Source organism: Roseibium aggregatum IAM 12614 (genome assembly GCF_000168975.1).
GTDB lineage: Bacteria > Pseudomonadota > Alphaproteobacteria > Rhizobiales > Stappiaceae > Roseibium > Roseibium aggregatum.
The window spans coordinates 1-19,555 of sequence record NZ_AAUW01000030.1 but is presented as its reverse complement, the minus strand read 5'-3'; the positions used below and the strand labels follow the sequence as shown (position 1 = coordinate 19,555).

Below are 19,555 nucleotides of genomic sequence, written 5' to 3'. Positions count from 1 at the left end.
TTGCTCAAAACCGGGCCGTTCTGGTCCGCGACGCCAAGGTCGGGCGTGGATGCGATGCGAACCGGGCCTTTCCGGAGGCGGATCAGCGGCAGCAATGCAAACGGGTCCGGCAAGCCAGCTCGATAGGCGGCAAGGACCCCGAAGGTGTCGCAGGCAGCAGGTGCCATTTCCTGAAAAAAGCACTCGACGAATTGCCGGGTCTGAAAAGCCGAACAGACCGCCCCGCCGGGAAGAGACGCCCAGAGCGAACGCAAAAGGTCTGCACCGGGTTGCTCATGCCAGACAACATGAAGATCCTGCCCAGCCAACTGCCCGCAGAACGGCTCGTTTTCAGCCATCGCCAGCATTTCGGTCACGAGTCCACTCCGTTCCTGCGCAGCGCGATCTGAAGCACGTTCTGTGCGGCGCGATGCGCTTCCCGGGCACCGACAAACAGGCGTCCGCGTGTGCTGAGGGGCATAAGCAAGCGGCGGGAGGGGTGTTCCTCCCCCCCGAAGCGCTGCTTGTATTCCTGCTGACCCGTGCCAAAGCTGAACCAGCGCACGCCTGCCTCGTAAGACCGCTCTATCGCCTTGGAAAACAACACCATACCCGGCGAAAAGGCGTGCCATTTCTGATCCCCGATGGAGACGAGGACAGCGGTCGCCTGCGCACCCGTCATCATCAACACCATGGCAGCCACGGTCTCTTCGCCCTGCTTCAGCGCAAGGGCCTTGATAGGGGTTGGCGACGCTTCCATCGCCGCCAGGCGGAGATAGAAGGCCGAGCGGTCTTCCCGACCAAGGCTGTCGACCCGCCCGAGCTGGCGGAACCGTTCCCTGCGCTGTGCGGCCAGGGTTCTGAACAGGCCGACACGCTCTTCAGGCGTTACCGCCTCGACCAGCGTGACGCCTTCGCTCACGAGCCTGCGGAACTTGGAGCGGGTCTTCTTGTAAATGGACTTTCCGCACCAGTTGCCGGAGGCATTCGCGCTTCGAAGATCAAGCACAAGCGAGCTGTTGTGCGAGATCGTTGCAGGCAGAAAACTCAGAGGATTTTCCAGGCTGCCGACCTGCTCGTGCAGCTTGTGAATGTCGACAACGTCTGCATCGGCGATACGCTGCAGAAACGCCTGGATCATTTCAGCCCGGCAATCGCCGGAGAGCCGGCATCCTGCTGCAATGACCGGCGCATTCTGATCGGCCAGTCCGAAGTCCGGCATGCCGACGACACGGATCGGGCCTCGCTGATAACGCGCCAGCGGCAACAGCATCAGGGGATGTTCGCTTTCGCCGGGCTCTGCGAAAACACCGACGGAAAATCCGCCTGCCCCCGTCTTCTGACCGCTGTCCTGAAATGCTGCGAGAAATTCCGGTGTCTGGAATGGCGTCGATACCACGCCGCCTTTCAGGGAAGCCCAAAGACTGTTCATTTGCGACAGCGACGGGGCCTTGATCTCACGAACCCTGATACGAGATACAGCGCGGCTTTCCAGAGCCAGCAGATGCTCTGTTTCACGCAATGCCATCACTCGCAATACCCCAATACGAAACCACTGGCCTGAACACACCTAATAGGTGCAGCGCCTGCCTGCAATATAGGCATGGTTTTGTTAAAATTCAGTATTGCAGGCAGACCCGTCTAACCGATCAGGGCCTGCTCTGCTGTGTTTCTCTTTCAGCCTTCCGCGCCGAAAGCGGCTCGTTCATCCCGTTCCTTTTGCACCTGCTGGCGTTTGGTCGCGATGGAGGCTGCGATGACGCCCATGGTGACAAGAACAACAAGGATGGTGCAGACCGCGTTGATTTCCGGTGTCACGCCGAGCCGCACCTGGGAATAGATCTTCATCGGCAGCGTGGTTGCCCCCGGGCCCGTGGTGAAGCTGGCGATCACCAGATCGTCCAGCGACAGTGTGAAGGCCAGCATCCAGCCGGCGATGACGCCGGGCAGAATGATCGGCAAGGTGATCAGGAAGAAGGTCTTGACCGGCGGGCAGCCAAGATCTTCCGCCGCTTCTTCGATCGATTTGTCGAAACCGACCAGGCGTGACTGCACCACGACAGCCACATAGCAGCTTGCAAAGGTCGTGTGTGCCAGCATCACGGTCCAGAAACCACGGGAATAATCCATGGCCACGAAGAGCAGAAGCAGCGACAGGCCAAGGATCACTTCGGGCATCACCAGCGGTGCGAAGATCATGCCGGAAAACAGCGACCGGCCGACAAATCGTCCGGAGCGGACAAGAACAAGCGCGGCAATGGTGCCGATGATCGTTGCAAGGGTGGCCGAGGCAAAAGCAACACGCAGGGTCACCCAGGCCGCGTCGAGCAGTTGATCGTTCTGCAGCAGCGAGGCGTACCATTTGGTGGAGAAGCCACCCCAGACGGTCACCAGCCGGCTTTCGTTGAACGAATAGATCACCAGCAGCAAGATGGGCAGATACAGGAACGAAAAGCCTGCCACGAGTGAAGTGATGTTGAACCAGGTCGGACCGCGCGTCATCCTTCTCTCTCCGACATTTTCTGCTGCTGGTTCTGGAAGAGCACGATGGGAACCACCAGGATCATCAGGAGGATCACGGCGACTGCCGACGACACGGGCCAGTCGCGGTTGTTGAAAAATTCCACCCAGAGCGTCTTGCCGATCATCAGCGTGTTGGAGCCGCCGAGAAGATCCGGGATGACAAATTCACCGACCGCGGGAATGAACACCAGGAAACACCCCGCTATGACACCAGGCAGCGACAGGGGCACCGTGATTTTCCAGAAGGCCTTCCAGGGTGGGCACCCGAGATCCTCGGCCGCTTCCAGCAGGCTTCCGTCCAGCCGCTCCAGGCTGGCGTAGAGAGGCAGGACCAGGAACGGCAGGTAGGAATAGACGATGCCGATGAAGACCGCGATGTTGGTGTTCATGATCACCAGCGGTTCGTTGATGACGCCGAGCGTCAGCAGGAGCTGGTTGAGAAGTCCTTCGTTTTTCAGGATGCCGATCCAGGCATAGACGCGGATCAGGAAGCTGGTCCAGAACGGCAGGATCACCAGCATCAGCAGCGTCGGGCGCAACGATTGCGGACTGCGTGCCATGCCATAGGCGATGGGATAGCCGATGATGAGCGTCAGCAGCGTTGAGATGGCTGCGATAACCACCGAGGACAGATAGGATTTCCAGTAGAGATCGTCTTCCGTCAGCCAGACATAGTTCTCGAAGGAGAACTCCGAAACACTGTCCCAGATGCCGTTCCAGCCTTCCGCCAGATCGAAGGTTGGCACATAGGGCGGAATGGCAACCGCCACCTGCGACAGGGAAATCTTGAAGACGATCAGAAACGGCGCCAGAAAGAAGATCAGCAGCCAGACATAGGGCACCGCGATCAGCAGCCAGCCGCCAAGCGATCGTTTGGGTTGGGCGGGAACGTGTACGTCGGACATCGTTTCCTCCTACCCTTTGAGTATTACGCCGGCATCCCGGTCGAAGGACATGACGACCTCGTCATCCCAGGTGATCGGGTTTTCGACCATGCGCGAGACATTGGCGAATGTGGCTCGCAGCGTATCGCCGTCGTCGTCGCCGACTTTCGAATGGATGATGGACATGTCCCCGAGGTAGGCGATGTCCCAGACGACGCCGTCGATCCTGTTGGGAACACCCTTTTCGCGGCGACCTTGCGCAATGCGCACCTTCTCCGGACGAATGGCATACCAGACCCGGTCGCCCACGGCGGCATCGGTCACCTGATCGCTATCGATGGAGAAATTATCCGCAACCGAGCGAAGCCTGGTGCCGTCGTCCGATTTCTCGATGACGTTGGCTTCGATCAGATTGATGTCGCCGATGAAGTCGGCCACGAACTTGGAGTTGGGGGCTTCGTAGATTTCGGCCGGAGTGGCGACCTGCACCAGTTCGCCCTTGTCCATGACTGCGATCCGGTCCGCAACGGTCATGGCTTCTTCCTGGTCGTGGGTGACGATCAGGAAGGTCATCTTCAGTTCTTCCTGAATGTTCATCAGTTCGAACTGGGTTTCCTCGCGAAGTTTGCGGTCGAGCGCGCCGAGCGGCTCGTCGAGCAGCAGCACCTTCGGGCGCTTGGCAAGCGAACGGGCCAGCGCGACGCGCTGGCGCTGGCCGCCCGAGAGCTGATGTGGCCGGCGTTTGGCAAATTGTTCCAGCTTGGTCAGCCGCAGCATTTCGGCAACGCGCGCATCGACCTCGGACGCCGGCAGCTTGTCCTGCTTCAGGCCGAAAGCGATGTTCTTTTCAACGCTCATATGCGGAAACAGCGCATAGGACTGGAACATCATGTTGGAGGGACGCTTGAAAGGCGGAATTCCGGCAAGGTCCTGACCATCCAGAAAGATCTGCCCGGATGTCGGCGTCTCGAAACCCGCCAGCATGCGCATCAAGGTGGTCTTGCCACAACCCGAGCCACCAAGCAGCGCGAAAAACTCGCGCTCGTAGATCTTCAGAGACAGGTTGTTGACCGCGGTGAAATCACCAAATTTCTTTGTGACATTCCGGAATTCGATAAACGGTGCTTTTTCCGGATCGTCCCATGGGCTGTACGCCCGACGAACCGGTCCAATCGATTTCTTCGCCAAAACAATCTCCCACCCCTAAGAGACCCGCACAAAACCAAAAACGCCGGACCCTTGGAAGGGCCCGGCGGTTCGCGTTCGCTTACTGCCCGCTCTTGACCGCGGTCCAGGTGCGGGTCACGACCCGGTTCACCTTCGGCGGATAAGGGGTGACGGTGTAGAGGTTCTTCACCGCTTCCTCGGTCGGGTAGATCGCCGGATCGCCGATCACGTCTTCGTTGAGGAATTCCTGCGAAGCCTTGTTGCCGTTGGCGTAGTAGACCACGTTGGAGGCCTTCGCCATGACTTCAGGGCGCATGATGTAGTTCAGGAACTCGTGCGCTTCTTCCTTGTGCGGAGCATCCGCCGGGATCGCCATCTGGTCGAACCACATCAGCGCCCCCTCTTTCGGGATCGAATACTCGACGGTCACACCATTGTCGGCTTCCGCCGCACGGTCGCGGGCCTGCAGAACATCGCCGGACCAGCCGACCGCCAGGCAGATATCGCCGTTGGCGAGCGCGTTGATATATTCGGAAGAGTGGAACTTCTGGATGTACGGACGTACCGACATCAGCAGCTCGCCGGCCTTTTCGATTTCCGCCGGATCCTTGCTGTCCGGATCAAGACCCAGATAGTTGAGCGCCGCCGGGATCAGCTCGGTCGGAGCGTCCAGAATGAACACGCCGCAATCCTTCAGCTTCTCGATGTTCTCCTTCTTGAACAGGAGATCCCAGCTATCCACCGGCGGGTTGTCGCCGAGGGCGGCTTTCACCTTCTCGACATTGTAGCCGAAGCCGGTCGTGCCCCACATGTAGTTGATGGAGTGCTTGTTGCCCGGATCGTACTTGTCGACGCGCGCCTCGATGTCCTTCCACATGTTGGACAGGTTCGGCAACTTGGACTTGTCGAGTTCGGAGAAGACGCCTGCCTGGATCTGGCGGGCCAGGAAGGTTCCGGTGGGGACGACGACGTCGTAGCCCGTGCCGCCAGCCAGCAGCTTGGTTTCCAGCACTTCGTTGCTGTCGAACACGTCGTAGACGACCTTGATGCCGGTTTCCTTGGTGAAGTCTTCCAGAATGGTTTCGTCGATATAATCGGACCAGTTGTAGACATTCACCACCTTGTCCTGGGCGAATGCGGCACCGCTCATCAGGCTGAGAACGGCGACTCCGGTCAACATGGATTTCAACGTCATTTGAGAACTCCCCTCAGAGTTTTGTTTGCGGCCTTCTGGTGGCCTAGTGCCTGAATGCAAATGGACATTTGCGCTTTTGCGTCTTGTCTGTCCCGCAGATTGGCTATGGTGCCGGTTTTTGTCCAGCGTCGATTTTGGGCAACAGCCGATCACAAATACGTCTGTCGCTCAAGCGACGAGATCTCCCGCCCAAATTCGTTCAGTTCCTCCCGTTTGATCTCCGTAAGCACCTTGTGCATTTCCTTGCCGACTGCCTGTTTCATCAGCTTCGAGGCTTCAAAGGCATCAATGGCCTCGTCCATCCAGGGCGTCAGGCGCTTCTTGCGCTTCTCGTAGGCGTTGCCGGTCACGGGAGCAGGCGGATCCTTTTTCAGCCTGAGGCCTTCCATCATACCGGCAAGAACGCCGGTGAGCACAAGATAGGGATTGGCGTCGGCTCCGGCGATCCGGTGTTCGACACGGGCCGCCTCCGGTGTCGAGGCCGGAACCCGCAAGGCAACGGACCGGTTGTCGTAGCCCCAGCAGATGGAAGCCGGAGCATAGGACCCCGGCTGCATCCGGCGGAAGCCGTTGAAGGTCGAGATGAACAGAAGCAGGGCCTCCGGCATCGTCTTCAACAGACCGTTGATGGCATAACCGAGCCTGTCGGCGCCGGTTTTCGGGTCCGCGAACAAATTGCCGTTATCGTCTTCCATGGACACATGCACATGCATGCCGTTGCCGGGCCATTCCACGAAGGGCTTGGCCATGAAGGATGCCTTGAGTTCGTGCTTGCGGGCGACCCCCGCCACGAGGCGGCGCAGCATGACGACGTCGTCGGCGGCCAGCAACGGGTTGCGGCGATGGTGCAGGTTGAGTTCGAACTGGCCGGGCGCGGCTTCGGACACCGCCGCATCGGCCGGAATGCCCTGAACTTCGCAGGCCCGGCGCAGATCATCGACCACCGGCAGCAGGGCTTCCAGATCCGACAGGGCATACATGTTCTGCCGTGCTGGACCGAGATGGGTGGAGAACAGCGGTTTCGGCTGCTCGGTCCAGTCGCCGTCGCTCTCCTCGAACAGGTAGAACTCCAGCTCGAAGGCGCAGGTGGCCGTCACGCCGAATTCATCCTTCAGGCGGTCGACCATGTTCTCCAGAACGTGGCGCGGGTCGGCCAGGAACGGTTCGCCGTCCCGGTCGTACATGGACAGCAGCACCTGGGCAGTCTTGCGGTCGGCCCAGGGAACCAGTTTCAGCGTTTCGGGGATAGGCCAGCAGACGCCGTCCTTGTCGCCCGTTTCCAGATGCATGCCGGTGGACTCGACCTCGCGACCCCACACATCCAGCCCGTAGAGCGAATAGGGAAAGGCAACGCCGCCCTCGAATACCTTTTCCAGCGCCTTGCCCGGCAGCCACTTTCCGCGCAGCACGCCGTTGGTATCGGGCAGAATGACCTCGAGCGTATCAAGATCTGGATGAGCGGCCATGAAGGCCTCGAAATCCGTCTTCCAACCGGGCAGCGCCGGATGCTCGAGGATCTGGTGGGGAAGCTCGTTCATTTAGAGTTTTACGCCCCTGCGTCTTGCTGGACTGGACCGTCCGCATTCCTGCGGTAGCCGGCAGCTTTTGTTTGCGTCCTTTTTAAAAATGTGATCACTTTCGGAAAACCCTGTCAAGCGGGAACGCATAAATTGACCGTTTGACTTGCCCGGGAGGATGTCTTTGGCCCTACGGCGATCCGCTTTGCAATCCGGCCCTGTGAAGGAGGCCACCGGTCCCTCGACGTCTCGCGGCGCGACCCGCGGACAGGTCGATGCCGCCGTGCGATCCGGTCTGCTCTCGGGCCGCTTCATTCCCGGAAAAGCCGTGACGATACGGGGGCTTGCGGCGGAACTGGGTGTCAGCCCGATGCCGGTGCGCGAAGTGCTGCAAAGGCTTGCGGCGGAGAACGCTCTCGAAGTCAAACCCAACGGGCGGGTGCAGGTGCCGGACATGACGCCGGCGCGATTCGACGAGGTGTTGAAAGCAAGACGGCTGCTGGAACCGGAACTGGCGGAATTGGCCCTTCCGCACCTGACATCCCGGGACGCGAAGGATCTTCGGTCGATCGATGACGACATCGACCAACGCCTGATCAGCGGTGATGCCGAAGCCTATATGCGGCTGAACCATGCCTTTCACTTCCGCATCTACAGGGCGTCCGGGTCCAAGGTTCTTCTGCCTCTGATCGACAGTCTGTGGCTGCAGTTCGCGCCGTTCATGCGCACGGTCTATGGACGGGTCGGCACCGCCAGCCTGGAAGACCGGCACAAGGAAGCCATCCGCGCCATTGAAGAGCAGGACAGCGCTGCACTGCGCGCTGCGATCGAGGCCGATATCACCGACGGAATGGGACTTTTGGGCAAGGAAATCCTGTCGAACGCATCAGGCGGTTGATCCTTTTCTCAAGTCGTGTCATTTTGTGATCACAAAATGATTTCTCCGACCCGGGGCAGCCCTTCGCAGACAGGTACTTGATCACATGCCTGTTTACCGTCCAAATGGCCTTCCCTGCCCCGGCCAGAGTGCCAAACCATTGGAGCTTCTTGTGACTGCTGAAACGCCTGCCAGCGAAAGCGAAAACCCGCTCGACAGCCTGCGCGGCGTCCCGGACGTCGACGCCGCCCGTGACTGGCTCAACGCGCGCAACATCCAGGACATAGAATGTATCGTGCCGGACCTTGCCGGTGTTGCCCGCGGCAAGATGATGCCGACGGGGAAATTCTTCTCCGGGCCCGTCATGACCATGCCCGCCTCGATCTTCGCGCAGACGATTTCGGGCGACTATCCGGACGACGACGACTGGTTTCAGCACAATCCGATTGACGGCGATCTCTATTTCAAGCCGGACTACAGCACCCTGACCACGGTGCCCTGGGAAAGCGATCCGACCGCGCAGCTCATCCACGATGCCGTTACGCGCCAGGGCGATCCGGTAGAAACCGCGCCGCGCAACGTACTGAAACGCGTTCTGAAGCTCTACGAGGACAAGGGCTGGGAGCCGGTGGTGGCCCCGGAGATCGAATTTTACCTCGTCCGCCCGAATACCGATCCCGACTATCCGCTGGAACCGCCCCGGGGCCGGTCCGGCCGTCCTGAAGTCGGCCGCCAGTCCTATTCGATTTCCGCGCTGAACGAATTCGACGACCTGATCGACGACATCTACGACCTGTCGGAACAGCAGGGCCTCGAGATCGACACCATGATCCATGAGGAAGGTGCTGCGCAGATGGAGATCAACCTGCGCCACGGCCACCCGCTGGCCCTGGCCGACCAGGTGTTCCTGTTCAAGCGCACCATTCGCGAAGCCGCGCTGCGTCACGAAATGTATGCCACCTTCATGTCGAAGCCGATGTCGAACCAGCCCGGTTCGGCCATGCACATTCACCAGTCGGTGGTCGACAAGGAAACCGGGCTCAACATCTTTGCCGATGAAAACGGCGATGAAACCCCGGCATTCCTGTCGTTCATCGCCGGTCATCAGCGGTTCCTGCCGCGGGTCACCTGCATCATGGCGCCCTTCGTCAATTCCTACCGCCGGTTCTCCAAGACCTCGACCGCGCCGGTGAACGTCTATTGGGGATACGACAACCGTACGGTTGGCCTGCGCGTGCCTTATTCCAACGCCCAGGCGCGGCGTCTGGAAAACCGGGTGCCGGGCTCCGACGTCAATCCCTATCTCGCCATCGCCGCCAGCCTTGCCTGCGGCTATCTGGGCATGGTCCACGGGCTGAAGCCGGATTCTCCGAAGTCCGACGACTGCTCGGAACGGTCCAAGTCCCTGCCGCGCGGCCTGCCCGAGGCTCTCGCCAAGTTCGAAAAATCCGAAGAGATGATCGAGGTGTTCGGCGAGCAATTCGTCGCCACCTACCGAGCGATCAAATACGAGGAATTTGAAACCTTCATGTCCGTGATCAGCCCCTGGGAGCGGGAATACCTGCTGCTCAACGTCTGATCCCGCCTGTCACTATCCGGAGCGTTCGCCAATGACGGCCCATTCCAACATCTATCCGACCAAGGCCCTTCAGGAACTCGATGCCGCCCATCACTGGCATCCGTTTTCCGACATGAAGTCGCTGAATCAGGAAGGCAGCCGGGTGATTACCCATGCCGACGGCATCTGGCTGACGGATTCGGAAGGCAACCGGATCCTGGACGGCATGGCCGGTCTTTGGTGCGTGCAGGTGGGCCATGGCCGCAAGGAAATTGCGGACGCGGTCTACAAGCAGATGAACGAGCTGTCCTATTACAACACGTTCTTCAAGACAACCCATCCGCCCGCGATCGCCCTGTCGGAAAAGCTGGCGAAACTTGCGCCCGATCACATCAACAGGGTGTTCTACTGCTCGTCCGGCTCCGAGGCCAACGACACCGTGTTCCGCATGGTCCGCACCTATTGGGACAAGATGGGCAAACCGGACAAGAAGGTGATCATCGGCCGCTGGAACGGTTACCACGGCTCCACGCTTGCCGGTACCAGTCTGGGCGGCATGAAGGGCATGCACCAGCAGGGCGATCTTCCGGTTCCCGGTGTCCATCATATCGACCAGCCGTACTGGTTCGGTGAAGGCCACGAGATGAGCCCGGAAGAGTTCGGTGTCTTTGCAGCCCGCAAGCTCGAAGAAGCCATCGACGAACTTGGCGAGGACAAGGTCGCGGCCTTCATCGCCGAACCGATCCAGGGCGCGGGTGGTGTCATCATTCCGCCGGAGACCTACTGGCCGGAAATCCGCCGCATCCTCGACGAGCGCGATATCCTGTTCGTTTCCGACGAGGTCATCTGCGGCTTCGGCCGTCTCGGCGAATGGTTCGGTTCGACCCATTACGGCATGAAGCCGGACCTGATGCCGATCGCCAAGGGCCTGACCTCCGGCTATCTGCCGATGGGCGGCGTCATGGTGTCCGACCGCGTGACCGAGGGGCTGATGATGTCCGGCGAGGAGTTCTATCACGGCTACACCTATTCCGGTCACCCGGCGTGTGCCGCGGCTGCGCTCGCCAATCTGGAGATCATCGAGCGGGAAAGCCTTGTCGATCGCGTAAAGACCGACATCGGTCCGTACCTCAAGGAACGCTGGCTGAAGCTGGCCGACCATCCATTGATCGGCGAAGCCCGCATGGCAGGCCTTGTCGGGGCGCTGGAACTGGTTCCGGACAAGAAGAACCCGCATCGGCCGTTCAAGGACGTGGGCACCGCGGGCACCATCTGCCGTGATATATCCTTCGGCAACGGCATGGTCATGCGCGCGGTGCGCGACAGCCTGATCATCTCGCCGCCGCTGGTGCTGACCCATGAAGAAGCCGACATTCTGGTGAAGACCGCCGAGAAGACCCTCGACGAGACCTATCAGGTGCTGAAGCGCGACGGCTGGATCGGCTAACCACTCTTGCCGGACCGGTTGCCATGACGATGGAACATGCGTCATCTTGGCACCGGTTCGGCATTGCTTTATTTGCTAACATCCGAACATAACCTGCCAGCGGCCAGTCCAACTGAGGGCAGGCCATTTCTGCTGCGCCGATTGCGGAACTCCCGCACCATGGCATTCCATCGTGAGAGGCATTGATGTTCGGACGTGTTTTCAGATTTGGAAAGCGGGATTTCTCCTCCCTTTCCGAACAGGAAATCCTGGCGCTTGCGATTTCCTCCGAAGAAGACGATGCCCGCATCTACAAGGCTTATGCCGATGGTCTGCGCGAGCAGTTTCCGCAGTCTGCCAAAGTCTTCGACGACATGGCGGCAGAGGAAAACCAGCACAGGCGGCGGCTGATCGAACAGCACCGAGCCCGGTTTGGCGAAACGATTCCGCTCATTCGCCGCGAGCACGTCAGTGGCTACTACGACCGCAAGCCCGACTGGCTCGTGCGCCCGCTTGGGCTGGAAAAGGTCCGGGCGATGGCAGAAGACATGGAGGCGCAGGCCTACCGTTTCTACATCGAAGCTGCCAAGCGCACGACGGACGCGGGAACCCGCAAGCTTCTCGGCGATCTTGCAATGGCCGAAAAGGGGCACGAAAGCCTTGCCCAGCGCCTGGGTGCAAAACACACGCCTGAGGACGTACAGGAGCAAGAGCGCCAGACGGAACGCCGGCAATTCATCCTGACCTATGTCCAACCGGGCCTCGCCGGCCTGATGGACGGGTCCGTGTCGACGCTGGCCCCGATCTTTGCCGCCGCGTTTGCAACGCAGGATACCTGGCAGACCTTCCTTGTCGGCCTGTCGGCCTCCGTCGGGGCGGGTATTTCCATGGGCTTTACGGAAGCTGCCCATGACGATGGCGTGTTGTCCGGGCGCGGGTCGCCGCTGAAGCGCGGCCTAGCCTCCGGCATCATGACCGCGCTCGGCGGTCTCGGCCACGCTTTGCCCTATCTCATTCCCGAATTCTGGACGGCAACAAGCGTCGCGGCCGTCATCGTTTTCATCGAACTGTGGGCGATTGCCTGGATCCAGAACCGCTACATGGAAACACCGTTTCTGCGGGCCGCCTTTCAGGTTGTCCTTGGCGGTTCACTGGTTTTTGCCGCAGGTGTTCTCATCGGCAACGCATAGGCGTTGGCTGAAAGCTGTCCGTTGACGAGACAAGCGCCTGCCCCTTTTTTGGGCAGCAGGGGTGAGGCTGGCGGACAAGTTTTCTCTTTTTTTGGTCCGGCTGTCGGCTAAGCTCTCACCTGAACGTTCCTCGGGTATCAATCCAAGGAACCGGAGGGACCGACATGCTGTTTTCCGTATTGATTTATGCCAGTGAAGATTTCATCGATGCTCTGCCACCGGAAGAGCTTGCCACCATCTATCAGAAACACGGCGCCTTTCACGAACACACCAAGACAAACAAGTCCTTCGCCGCTGCCACCAAACTGATGTCGACGGGAACGTCCGTCACCGTCAACAAGAACAACGACGACTTTGTTGTTACCGATGGCCCGTTTGCGGAGACGAAAGAGCAGTTCATGGGCTTTTACCTGATCGACTGCCCGACGCTGGAAGAGGCCATCGAGGCGGTGAAGATCCTGCCGCTCGATCATGGCCGCATTGAAATCCGCCCGGTGGAGTTCTTCGAGGGAGCTGATTTCAAGAATGCCGAGCGCCTGGTTATCAACGCATCTTAGGGCGGCCCGCCCGCGTGTGCTGGCGGCTCTCAACCGCGTCTTCGGCGACATCGACCTTGCCGAGGACGCGTTTCAGGAGGCCTCGCTCAGAGCCCTCAAGGCCTGGTCACCCGACCATATGCCGGGCGATCCCGTTTCCTGGCTGATCGTCGCAGGACGCAATGCCGGTGTCGACGCCTTGCGCAAACGCAAGAGGGAAACGCTCACGGCACCGGACGATCTCGCCCCGCTTTCAAAGGGCCCTCATCCGGAAGATGACCTGACCCAGTCGCTGGATCATGCTGTCTACCGGGACGACATTCTGCGCCTTCTGTTTACCTGCTGTCACCCGGTGCTGCGCCGGGACCAGCAGATTGCCCTTTCGCTGAAAGTCGTTGCCGGTCTCACGGTAGAGGAAATTGCCCGTGCGTTCCTTGTCCAGCCCAAGACCATGGAACAGCGCATCACGCGGGCCAAGAAGCGGCTGCAGGCGGCGAACCTCACCTATGAAGAGCCGGACAGGACCGCCCGTTCCGAACGGCTTTCAGCGGTTGCCAATGCCATCTATCTGATCTTCAACGAAGGCTATTGCGCTTCGCAGGGTGAGCACCTGATCCGTGAGCCGCTGTGCGAGGAAACGATCCGTCTTGCCCGACTGATCGTCCGGCTTTTTCCCGAAGAGCCGGAACTGCGCGGGTTGCTTGCCCTGTGCCTGATCCAGCATTCCCGCCGCAGCGCGCGGCTCAGCGAGAGCGGCAGCGCCATCACGCTGGAAGATCAGGACCGTTCGCTCTGGGACCAGACACTGATCGCGGAGGGCAACGTTCTTCTTGAAGCCGCCCTGCGCAAGGCCCGGCCCGGACCCTTTCAGATCGAGGCGGCCATCGCCGCCACGCACACCCAGGCGGCCACCTATGCTCAGACCGACTGGGCGGAGATCGACCGGCTTTACAGGGCACTGCAACACATCCGACCTTCGCCTGTTGTCGCACTCAACCGCGCCGTGGTCCAGGCGAAGCTGAAAGGTTCGCAGGAGGCATTGGGCAGCCTGGAAAAGCTTTCCAGCTCTCTGGAGCGCTACCCGAATTTCCATGTTGTGCGCGCCACGTTTCTGGAAGACCTCGGCCGATATGAAGAGGCTCAGGTGGCCTTTCGGACCGCGCTGGACTTTGCCGGAACCGATGTCGACCGCGCCCACATCCTCGAGAAGATGAGCGGTCTTTCACGAAAGTGACCACGTCTCCAGCTATCGAAGCCTGAGACCCAATATGCCCAGAAGATTTTTTTCCAGCTCCTGTCGGATCTCTCCCTTCCCCACCGTCCTCTGATCACCTGGCTCGACCAGGTGAACTGTTCAACGATGAGGACGAAAGACATGAGCACTCCGTCGCAAACCCATGGCGCATTCAGCTGGATGGAACTTCACTGCGCTGACGGCGCCAAGGCGCAGGCCTTCTATTCCGACCTGCTCGGCTGGGAAACGAAAACCGTGGATGTGGGTGTCGGCCCCTACACGATGATCCTGAACAATGACGAGATGATTGGCGGCTTTCCTGCGATGGAAACCGACAGCCCGCGCTGGCTGCCCTACGTGACGGTCGACAATGTCGATGCGCGTGTCGAAAAGGCGCGCGGGCTCGGAGCAACGGTGGCGATGGAACCGATGGACATTCCGAACGTCGGCCGCATGGCGACAATCATCGACCCGCTCGGCGGTGTCATCGCGATGATCAAATACAGTGAGCCCGCCAACGCGTGAAAGCGCCTGGCGATTGGCACATGACGTTCAACCCCTCAGCCGCCCCGGCCTTACGCCGGGGCTCGCCTGAGGCGAGCAACCCGCGTCCGTCTTTCGACAGGACTTTCTCGAAGGAATTCCCTTATGCAAGCGATGATTTTTCTGCCGGTGACGGCTCTCTTTGTTGCTGTGTTTGCCTTGCTGCAGGTGCCTATGACCGTGGCCGTCGGCCTCCGGCGAGCCAAAAGCGGTATCCAGTTTATGGATGGAGGTGATGGAACCCTGCTGAAGCGCATGCGGGCGCATGGCAATTTTACGGAAACCGCGCCGATGTGCCTGCTGGCCATGGGCGCCGCGGAACTTGCCGGAGCACCAGGGGTGTTGCTCTGGTCCGTCGGCGGCGCCTTGCTGGTCGGCCGTATTCTGCATTACGGCACGCTTGTCACGTCCGGTTTCGGCATCGGCCGCGCCATCGGCATGATCCTGACGCTGGCACCGCTGCTGATCTTTCCGGGGTTTGTGCTGGCACAGCTTTTCCGTCAGTGAACGGTGAGCCCTGCCCGCTGGCGGTCAGAACTTGTACCAGAGAAACAGGCCGCCATGGCCGCTCAGTGCTTCGCCCCGGTCTTCGACAATCGGGCTGTCGGCCATGCTGCCGAGAAGCACCGAGCCGCCAACAAGACCGCCGACGCCCCAATGTTCGGTAACCGCGAACCTTGAGGACACATCCACGCTCACGTCACGGAAACCGGCGTCGGCCTTGTATTCCTTCAGGCCGCTTGCGGCCGCGCCCTTTGCGGTCACGGAATAATAGGCATCGGCATAGGCCCCGTCGACGAAGGTCGTCGACACATCGAGGCCAAAAGCCAACCGCTGTGTGGCATTGATTTCATAGCCCAGACTGAAGGTTGCCGTGGTGCCGCTGTCGCCGATGACGTCGTGGGCGATGTCGACACTGGCCCCGAGCGAGTCGCGATCCAGCAGCAGACCGGCGTAGCCGCCGCCAACCGAGGCCCCGACCCAAAGTTCCTCGTCCACATCCGGAAGTTTGTCGACGACCTTGTCGGACACATCCTTACGGCCGCTGCCGTAGCCAATCAGGGGACCGGCATAAACGCTCTCGAACGGCAGCACGTTGGCGGTTGCCGTCAAGCCGTTGAACTTGACGAAATACGGCCCTTTTTGCACCGACGCGATGATGCCGGGTACAAACCCATAATCCTTTGAGCCCAGATACTCCGGACCAAAGAAGGGGCCGGCGCCGACCAGGACGCTCCAGTCCGTCTGCTCCTCCCCCCTGGCCGGAGCTGCGGCAAGGGCGAGACTTGCAAGGAGGCTAGCCCGCACATAACACTTAGACGACATAAGACAACCCTTCTGCATTGCGACCCCAGCAATGTTGTCACTGTCTATATATCGAATTCCGTGCCGTCAACGAAAATGTTGACAGTGTCTACTTTGGAGTAAGAAGCTGAGCGACCCGAAATATCATCACGGCAACCTGAAAGAGGCTCTGATCCAGGCTGGACTGGACATTCTGCGTGAAGATGGTCTGGAAGCCCTGTCGCTTCGGGCCTGTGCTGCGCGTGCCGGCGTGTCGCACGGAGCGCCGAAGAACCACTTCGCCAATCTCGCCGTTCTCCAGGCTGCCATCGCAACGGAAGGCTTCAGGCAGTTTGCCGGGACGATGCGCCGCCACATGGCGGACGCGGAGAAAGACGCCCGCTCGCAGATCCTTGCCAGCGCACGCGGTTACATCGCTTTCGTGGAAGAAAACCCGCATCTGTTCCGGCTGATGTTTTCCATGGAACGCCGGATCGATATCTATCCGGACCTTCAACCGGCCAGCCAGGAAGCCTATGCGGTTCTAAGGGAAGTCTCGGAAGGGCTCTTTGCGGACAATTGCGAAAATCCGGTGCACCGGACGTCCGTTGAAACCATGCTGTGGGCCTTCATCCACGGCTATGCCAACCTGAAGGCCAATCGGCAGTTCTACACCGCCAATGCGGAAACCGGACGGGACCCGGCGCTGGAAGAGATCTTTCCGCAGTTGCGCTATCTGACCGGAAAGAAAGAAGATTGACGCAGCCAGGCTGGAAGCTTCACGTCTCTTCAATGGCTTCCACGCGGTTGCGGCCGCGTTTCTTTGCCAGATAACAAAGCCGGTCTGCCTCGGCCAGCAGTGTGTCCAGACTGTCTGCGTCACCGTGCTCGACAGCAACAACGCCGAGGCTTGCGGTGACCCGAACTTCCTTGCCGTCTCCAGCCGGAACCGGCTCAGTCCCGACGCTTTGACGGATATTTTCCGCTTCGGCCACGGCATCCACCTGCCGGCAGTCCGGGATCAAGACGGCAAATTCCTCACCGCCCATGCGGCCAAGAAGACTTCCAGGCGGCAGGGTGTTTTTCACCCGGTGGACGAAATTGACCAGCACGGTGTCACCGGTGGCATGTCCGTGGGTGTCGTTGACCGCCTTGAAATCATCGAGATCGACCATCAGCAGGGCAAAGCCGCTTGTCCCGAGAGCAAGCCTGCGGGCGGCCTCTTCCCGGAAGGCGTTCCGGTTCAGCACGTTCGTAAGCTGATCGTGGGTGGCAAGGTATTGCAGACGGCCCACCAGGGCATTCCGGTTTTGCGTCACACAGGACAGCATGATTGGGGCCAGCGCAACGAGGGAAATGCCGAGACGGATCGAGACCAGCGTCATCACGTCGAGCTGAAGCGATGCGCTGTCGCCGAGCCCATTTGAAAGGATGACCAGCCCCCAGACGCCGATGCAGAGCGTAAGGATGGTGGTCGGGAACACCGGATAGACGAGACCGCACCACAATAGCGCCGGGACCGGAAAGGCGATGGCGCCAGGTCCGCCGACAAGCGTTCCTGCGATGCAGGACACCAGAAGCAAAATCAGAGGCGCCCATTTTTCCTGCCAGAACTGCCTGATCCGCGCGGGAAAATCGGTATGAGTCCCATCCAGTTTCGGAGCGGAGAGCACGACCGGCAGGAAAGAGATGTAATTGACCAACTCGGTGGTCGACCAGAAGATCCATCCCGAAAGACACTCCCACCGAACAGGACCGGATTTGCAATGCCTCCGACGATCCCTGCGACGGATGAAGCTATTGCCGAGGCCATCGCAAGATGAATGAGAGAAACCGGGTGTTGCAGCCGGCTGGAAGCAGCGGGCAAACACTTGTAGACCTGATATCCGGCAACCACCCCAGCCATGTTGGCGGCATTCAGGAGAACCGACTTTTCCAGCGTCGACCCGGCCAACAGGTCCGCAGCCAGATAGGCGGCGGCAGCGGCAAACCAGCCCTGCCATCCGGCCGAATTCGGCAGGCGTATCATCAGGCCGAGGAGAACCGCGTTGGCTGGCCAGATCGCAGCGAGAAAGCCTACAGGTCGCGTCAGAATACCAAAGAGGCAGATCAGGAAAACGACAAGGCCCAGCAACAGCGGTACGCAGAGGTCGAACCGTGCGATGCGGTCCAGGATACCACCCTTTCTGCATAAATTTGCGACCACAGCATTCTCCATCTCCGGCAGAGCGAATAAAAATAGTTCAGGCATTCGCTGCCGAGCGTTCCACACTTCCTGAAATGCGCTTTTTGTTTTGGAAGGTTCCGGTCGTCGAGCCCGCCGAACCATGGACCGTGTAATGACGGTGTTAGTCTAAAGATCTAATAAAAACGTACAAGAAAGTATGCATTAATTTTGTGCGCTGCGGGTTTATATGCCCTGGTCTTTTGGTCTGACCGTCGGTCCTGGAGAGTATTTGGGCGTGACAAGGCCGCTCCGCACGCGGTGGCGGCCGTAATCTCATGAAGGTTACAAGGAAGAAGCAACCCCGGTCCGCGACTGCTGCACACAGCGCGAAACGGGACGGGGCCGTTACAGCACCGTGTGACGCAATCCGCCGTTGACCTGCAGGATTTCACCCGTCATGCCGCCGGACACGTCGCTGAGCAGATAAGCTGTCGCTCCGGCGACTTCCTCTGCGGTAACGCCCCGGCGCAGGAACGACTGGCGCGACAGAACCTCATGGACCTTGCGAAAATCGGGCAGCACTCGCGACGACGTGGTCGGGACAGCGCCGGCGGAAACCCCGTTCACACGCACGTTCTCATGCCCCAGCTCCGAAGCCAGCGCCCGGACGGAATGCTCAAGGGCTGCCTTGGCGACGCCAAGAACCTCATAACCGGGAACCACCCGCTCACCGCCCAGAAAGGTCAGCGCGACAACAGACCGGAGATTCGGGTTGCGCCGCTGCACCTCGCGTACAAGGGCAATGAAGGCATAACAACTGGTGCTGATCGTCTTCAGAAAATTCTCTTCGCTCGTGCCCAGAAGCCCGCCCTGCCCGGCCTCGGTCACGTCGGTCTTGGCAAGGCAGAAGACCATTCCCGTGAGGTCGGTCAGATCGTCGATCGCATCGATGGAGTGCGGATAGTCCAGAAAACGGATGTCGTGATGCGGTGTCTTCGCAGCCAGCTTTTCAGGCCGGCGCGACGTCAGAACGGTTTCCCAGCCGTTTTGATGCATGTGCTCACCGATTGCCAGGCCAAGCGAGCGCTTGGAACTGACCCCGACCACAAGCACCTTGTTGGTCTTGACGGCGGGCTTCCTCAGATCGAAGAGCGTTTCGAGAGTGCGAGTGACGGCCATTGAGCGACATTCCTGCTGGGGACCGAAACCGGCCTGCGGTAGTGAATTCCGGGAAACGAAAGGCAAGGCCCCGGCATCTCGATTTGCCGCCACTTTGCCTGATCAGCGGCGACCGGTTCGCCGGCAAATTACTTCGCCGCCAGACCATAAGGCGTATAATAAGTCAGTCTTGTGACAACGCGATTCACACCCTGTAACCGGATGTTTCAATCCACTGACGAACTGCAATCCGGTTTCTGACCCGCCGGCAAAGGTGTGTCCGCAACAAAAAAGGGATCTCGTGTGACGAGATCCCT

The 19,555-nt window shown here is 59.9% G+C and carries 19 protein-coding genes; 10 read left to right on the top strand and 9 right to left on the bottom strand.

Going from position 1 to position 19,555, the window contains the following annotated elements; genetic code table 11:
• Nucleotides 1–352: 352 nt before the first annotated feature.
• The 6 genes from SIAM614_RS28515 to SIAM614_RS28490 form a co-directional block, all read right to left on the bottom strand.
• Nucleotides 353–1,507: a GNAT family N-acetyltransferase gene (locus tag SIAM614_RS28515; RefSeq protein WP_006940006.1), complete on the bottom strand. Its 1,155-nt coding sequence runs from the start codon at nt 1,505–1,507 to the stop codon at nt 353–355.
• A 149-nt stretch (nt 1,508–1,656) separates the two neighbouring features.
• Nucleotides 1,657–2,481, bottom strand: coding sequence for an ABC transporter permease (locus SIAM614_RS28510; RefSeq protein ID WP_006940005.1), 825 nt, complete (start codon nt 2,479–2,481; stop codon nt 1,657–1,659).
• Nucleotides 2,478–3,407 (bottom strand): ABC transporter permease subunit, encoded by a 930-nt coding sequence (locus tag SIAM614_RS28505; protein WP_006940001.1) that lies wholly within the window; start codon nt 3,405–3,407, stop codon nt 2,478–2,480. Before SIAM614_RS28505 ends, SIAM614_RS28510 begins: the two co-directional genes overlap by 4 nt.
• Before the next feature lie 9 nt (nt 3,408–3,416).
• Nucleotides 3,417–4,574 (bottom strand): ABC transporter ATP-binding protein, encoded by a 1,158-nt coding sequence (locus SIAM614_RS28500; protein WP_006940000.1) that lies wholly within the window; start codon nt 4,572–4,574, stop codon nt 3,417–3,419.
• A 79-nt stretch (nt 4,575–4,653) separates the two neighbouring features.
• Nucleotides 4,654–5,748, bottom strand: coding sequence for a polyamine ABC transporter substrate-binding protein (locus tag SIAM614_RS28495; RefSeq protein ID WP_006939999.1), 1,095 nt, complete (start codon nt 5,746–5,748; stop codon nt 4,654–4,656).
• 149 nt (nt 5,749–5,897) lie between these two features.
• On the bottom strand, nt 5,898–7,286 hold the full coding sequence (locus tag SIAM614_RS28490) for a glutamine synthetase family protein (protein WP_006939998.1): 1,389 nt from the start codon (nt 7,284–7,286) through the stop codon (nt 5,898–5,900).
• A 157-nt stretch (nt 7,287–7,443) separates the two neighbouring features.
• Here SIAM614_RS28490 and SIAM614_RS28485 point away from each other — a divergent pair, with 157 nt between their 5' ends.
• From SIAM614_RS28485 to SIAM614_RS28450, 8 genes are all read left to right on the top strand, one after another.
• On the top strand, nt 7,444–8,163 hold the full coding sequence (locus tag SIAM614_RS28485; protein ID WP_081455384.1) for a GntR family transcriptional regulator: 720 nt from the start codon (nt 7,444–7,446) through the stop codon (nt 8,161–8,163).
• An 85-nt stretch (nt 8,164–8,248) separates the two neighbouring features.
• The gene (locus SIAM614_RS28480) at nt 8,249–9,721 is read left to right on the top strand and encodes a glutamine synthetase family protein (RefSeq protein ID WP_081455383.1); all 1,473 of its coding nucleotides are present in this window, start codon (nt 8,249–8,251) and stop codon (nt 9,719–9,721) included.
• Nucleotides 9,722–9,752: 31 nt separating this feature from the next.
• A complete protein-coding gene (locus SIAM614_RS28475) occupies nt 9,753–11,147 on the top strand; it encodes an aspartate aminotransferase family protein (protein ID WP_006939995.1) in 1,395 nt (464 codons plus the stop codon).
• Between the two features lie 185 nt (nt 11,148–11,332).
• Nucleotides 11,333–12,316: an iron exporter MbfA gene (mbfA, locus tag SIAM614_RS28470; protein ID WP_006939994.1), complete on the top strand. Its 984-nt coding sequence runs from the start codon at nt 11,333–11,335 to the stop codon at nt 12,314–12,316.
• A 164-nt stretch (nt 12,317–12,480) separates the two neighbouring features.
• On the top strand, nt 12,481–12,873 hold the full coding sequence (locus tag SIAM614_RS28465; RefSeq protein ID WP_006939993.1) for a YciI family protein: 393 nt from the start codon (nt 12,481–12,483) through the stop codon (nt 12,871–12,873).
• The gene (locus SIAM614_RS28460) at nt 12,842–14,086 is read left to right on the top strand and encodes an RNA polymerase sigma factor (protein WP_040441406.1); all 1,245 of its coding nucleotides are present in this window, start codon (nt 12,842–12,844) and stop codon (nt 14,084–14,086) included. The genes SIAM614_RS28465 and SIAM614_RS28460 overlap by 32 nt, the downstream gene beginning before the upstream one ends.
• 141 nt (nt 14,087–14,227) lie before the next feature.
• Complete coding sequence (locus SIAM614_RS28455) at nt 14,228–14,611, top strand: VOC family protein (RefSeq protein WP_006939991.1); 384 nt, start codon at nt 14,228–14,230, stop codon at nt 14,609–14,611.
• Nucleotides 14,612–14,734: 123 nt separating this feature from the next.
• On the top strand, nt 14,735–15,136 hold the full coding sequence (locus SIAM614_RS28450) for an MAPEG family protein (RefSeq protein WP_006939990.1): 402 nt from the start codon (nt 14,735–14,737) through the stop codon (nt 15,134–15,136).
• Between the two features lie 24 nt (nt 15,137–15,160).
• On the opposite strand, the gene SIAM614_RS28445 is transcribed toward SIAM614_RS28450, so the two are convergent.
• Nucleotides 15,161–15,955 carry a MipA/OmpV family protein gene (locus SIAM614_RS28445; protein ID WP_157140147.1) on the bottom strand — a complete coding sequence of 265 codons (795 nt, stop codon included), beginning with the start codon at nt 15,953–15,955 and terminating at the stop codon, nt 15,161–15,163.
• A 229-nt stretch (nt 15,956–16,184) separates the two neighbouring features.
• On the opposite strand from SIAM614_RS28445, the gene SIAM614_RS30995 reads away from it, so the two are divergent.
• Complete coding sequence (locus SIAM614_RS30995) at nt 16,185–16,673, top strand: TetR-like C-terminal domain-containing protein (protein WP_050789520.1); 489 nt, start codon at nt 16,185–16,187, stop codon at nt 16,671–16,673.
• Nucleotides 16,674–16,692: 19 nt separating this feature from the next.
• Here SIAM614_RS30995 and SIAM614_RS31590 read toward each other — a convergent pair whose 3' ends face one another.
• Entirely contained in the window at nt 16,693–17,616 is a 924-nt protein-coding gene (locus tag SIAM614_RS31590) for a GGDEF domain-containing protein (protein ID WP_006939986.1), read from the bottom strand.
• 134 nt (nt 17,617–17,750) lie between these two features.
• Between SIAM614_RS31590 and SIAM614_RS32325 the strand changes: the two genes are divergently transcribed.
• Entirely contained in the window at nt 17,751–18,107 is a 357-nt protein-coding gene (locus SIAM614_RS32325) for a hypothetical protein (RefSeq protein WP_157140146.1), read from the top strand.
• Nucleotides 18,108–18,485: 378 nt separating this feature from the next.
• Here the strand turns inward: SIAM614_RS32325 and SIAM614_RS28430 are convergent, their stop codons facing one another.
• Nucleotides 18,486–19,259 (bottom strand): enoyl-ACP reductase FabI, encoded by a 774-nt coding sequence (locus SIAM614_RS28430; RefSeq protein ID WP_006939984.1) that lies wholly within the window; start codon nt 19,257–19,259, stop codon nt 18,486–18,488.
• Nucleotides 19,260–19,555: the final 296 nt, after the last annotated feature.

Coding starts and splice junctions, on each gene's coding strand:
- SIAM614_RS28515 (WP_006940006.1), bottom strand. CDS start 1,507: ATGGCATTGCGTGAAACAGAGCATCTGCTGGCTCTGGAAAGCCGCGCT.
- SIAM614_RS28510 (WP_006940005.1), bottom strand. CDS start 2,481: ATGACGCGCGGTCCGACCTGGTTCAACATCACTTCACTCGTGGCAGGC.
- SIAM614_RS28505 (WP_006940001.1), bottom strand. CDS start 3,407: ATGTCCGACGTACACGTTCCCGCCCAACCCAAACGATCGCTTGGCGGC.
- SIAM614_RS28495 (WP_006939999.1), bottom strand. CDS start 5,748: ATGACGTTGAAATCCATGTTGACCGGAGTCGCCGTTCTCAGCCTGATG.
- SIAM614_RS28490 (WP_006939998.1), bottom strand. CDS start 7,286: ATGAACGAGCTTCCCCACCAGATCCTCGAGCATCCGGCGCTGCCCGGT.
- SIAM614_RS28485 (WP_081455384.1), top strand. CDS start 7,444: ATGTCTTTGGCCCTACGGCGATCCGCTTTGCAATCCGGCCCTGTGAAG.
- SIAM614_RS28480 (WP_081455383.1), top strand. CDS start 8,249: ATGCCTGTTTACCGTCCAAATGGCCTTCCCTGCCCCGGCCAGAGTGCC.
- SIAM614_RS28475 (WP_006939995.1), top strand. CDS start 9,753: ATGACGGCCCATTCCAACATCTATCCGACCAAGGCCCTTCAGGAACTC.
- mbfA (WP_006939994.1), top strand. CDS start 11,333: ATGTTCGGACGTGTTTTCAGATTTGGAAAGCGGGATTTCTCCTCCCTT.
- SIAM614_RS28465 (WP_006939993.1), top strand. CDS start 12,481: ATGCTGTTTTCCGTATTGATTTATGCCAGTGAAGATTTCATCGATGCT.
- SIAM614_RS28460 (WP_040441406.1), top strand. CDS start 12,842: ATGCCGAGCGCCTGGTTATCAACGCATCTTAGGGCGGCCCGCCCGCGT.
- SIAM614_RS28455 (WP_006939991.1), top strand. CDS start 14,228: ATGAGCACTCCGTCGCAAACCCATGGCGCATTCAGCTGGATGGAACTT.
- SIAM614_RS28450 (WP_006939990.1), top strand. CDS start 14,735: ATGCAAGCGATGATTTTTCTGCCGGTGACGGCTCTCTTTGTTGCTGTG.
- SIAM614_RS28445 (WP_157140147.1), bottom strand. CDS start 15,955: ATGTCGTCTAAGTGTTATGTGCGGGCTAGCCTCCTTGCAAGTCTCGCC.
- SIAM614_RS28430 (WP_006939984.1), bottom strand. CDS start 19,259: ATGGCCGTCACTCGCACTCTCGAAACGCTCTTCGATCTGAGGAAGCCC.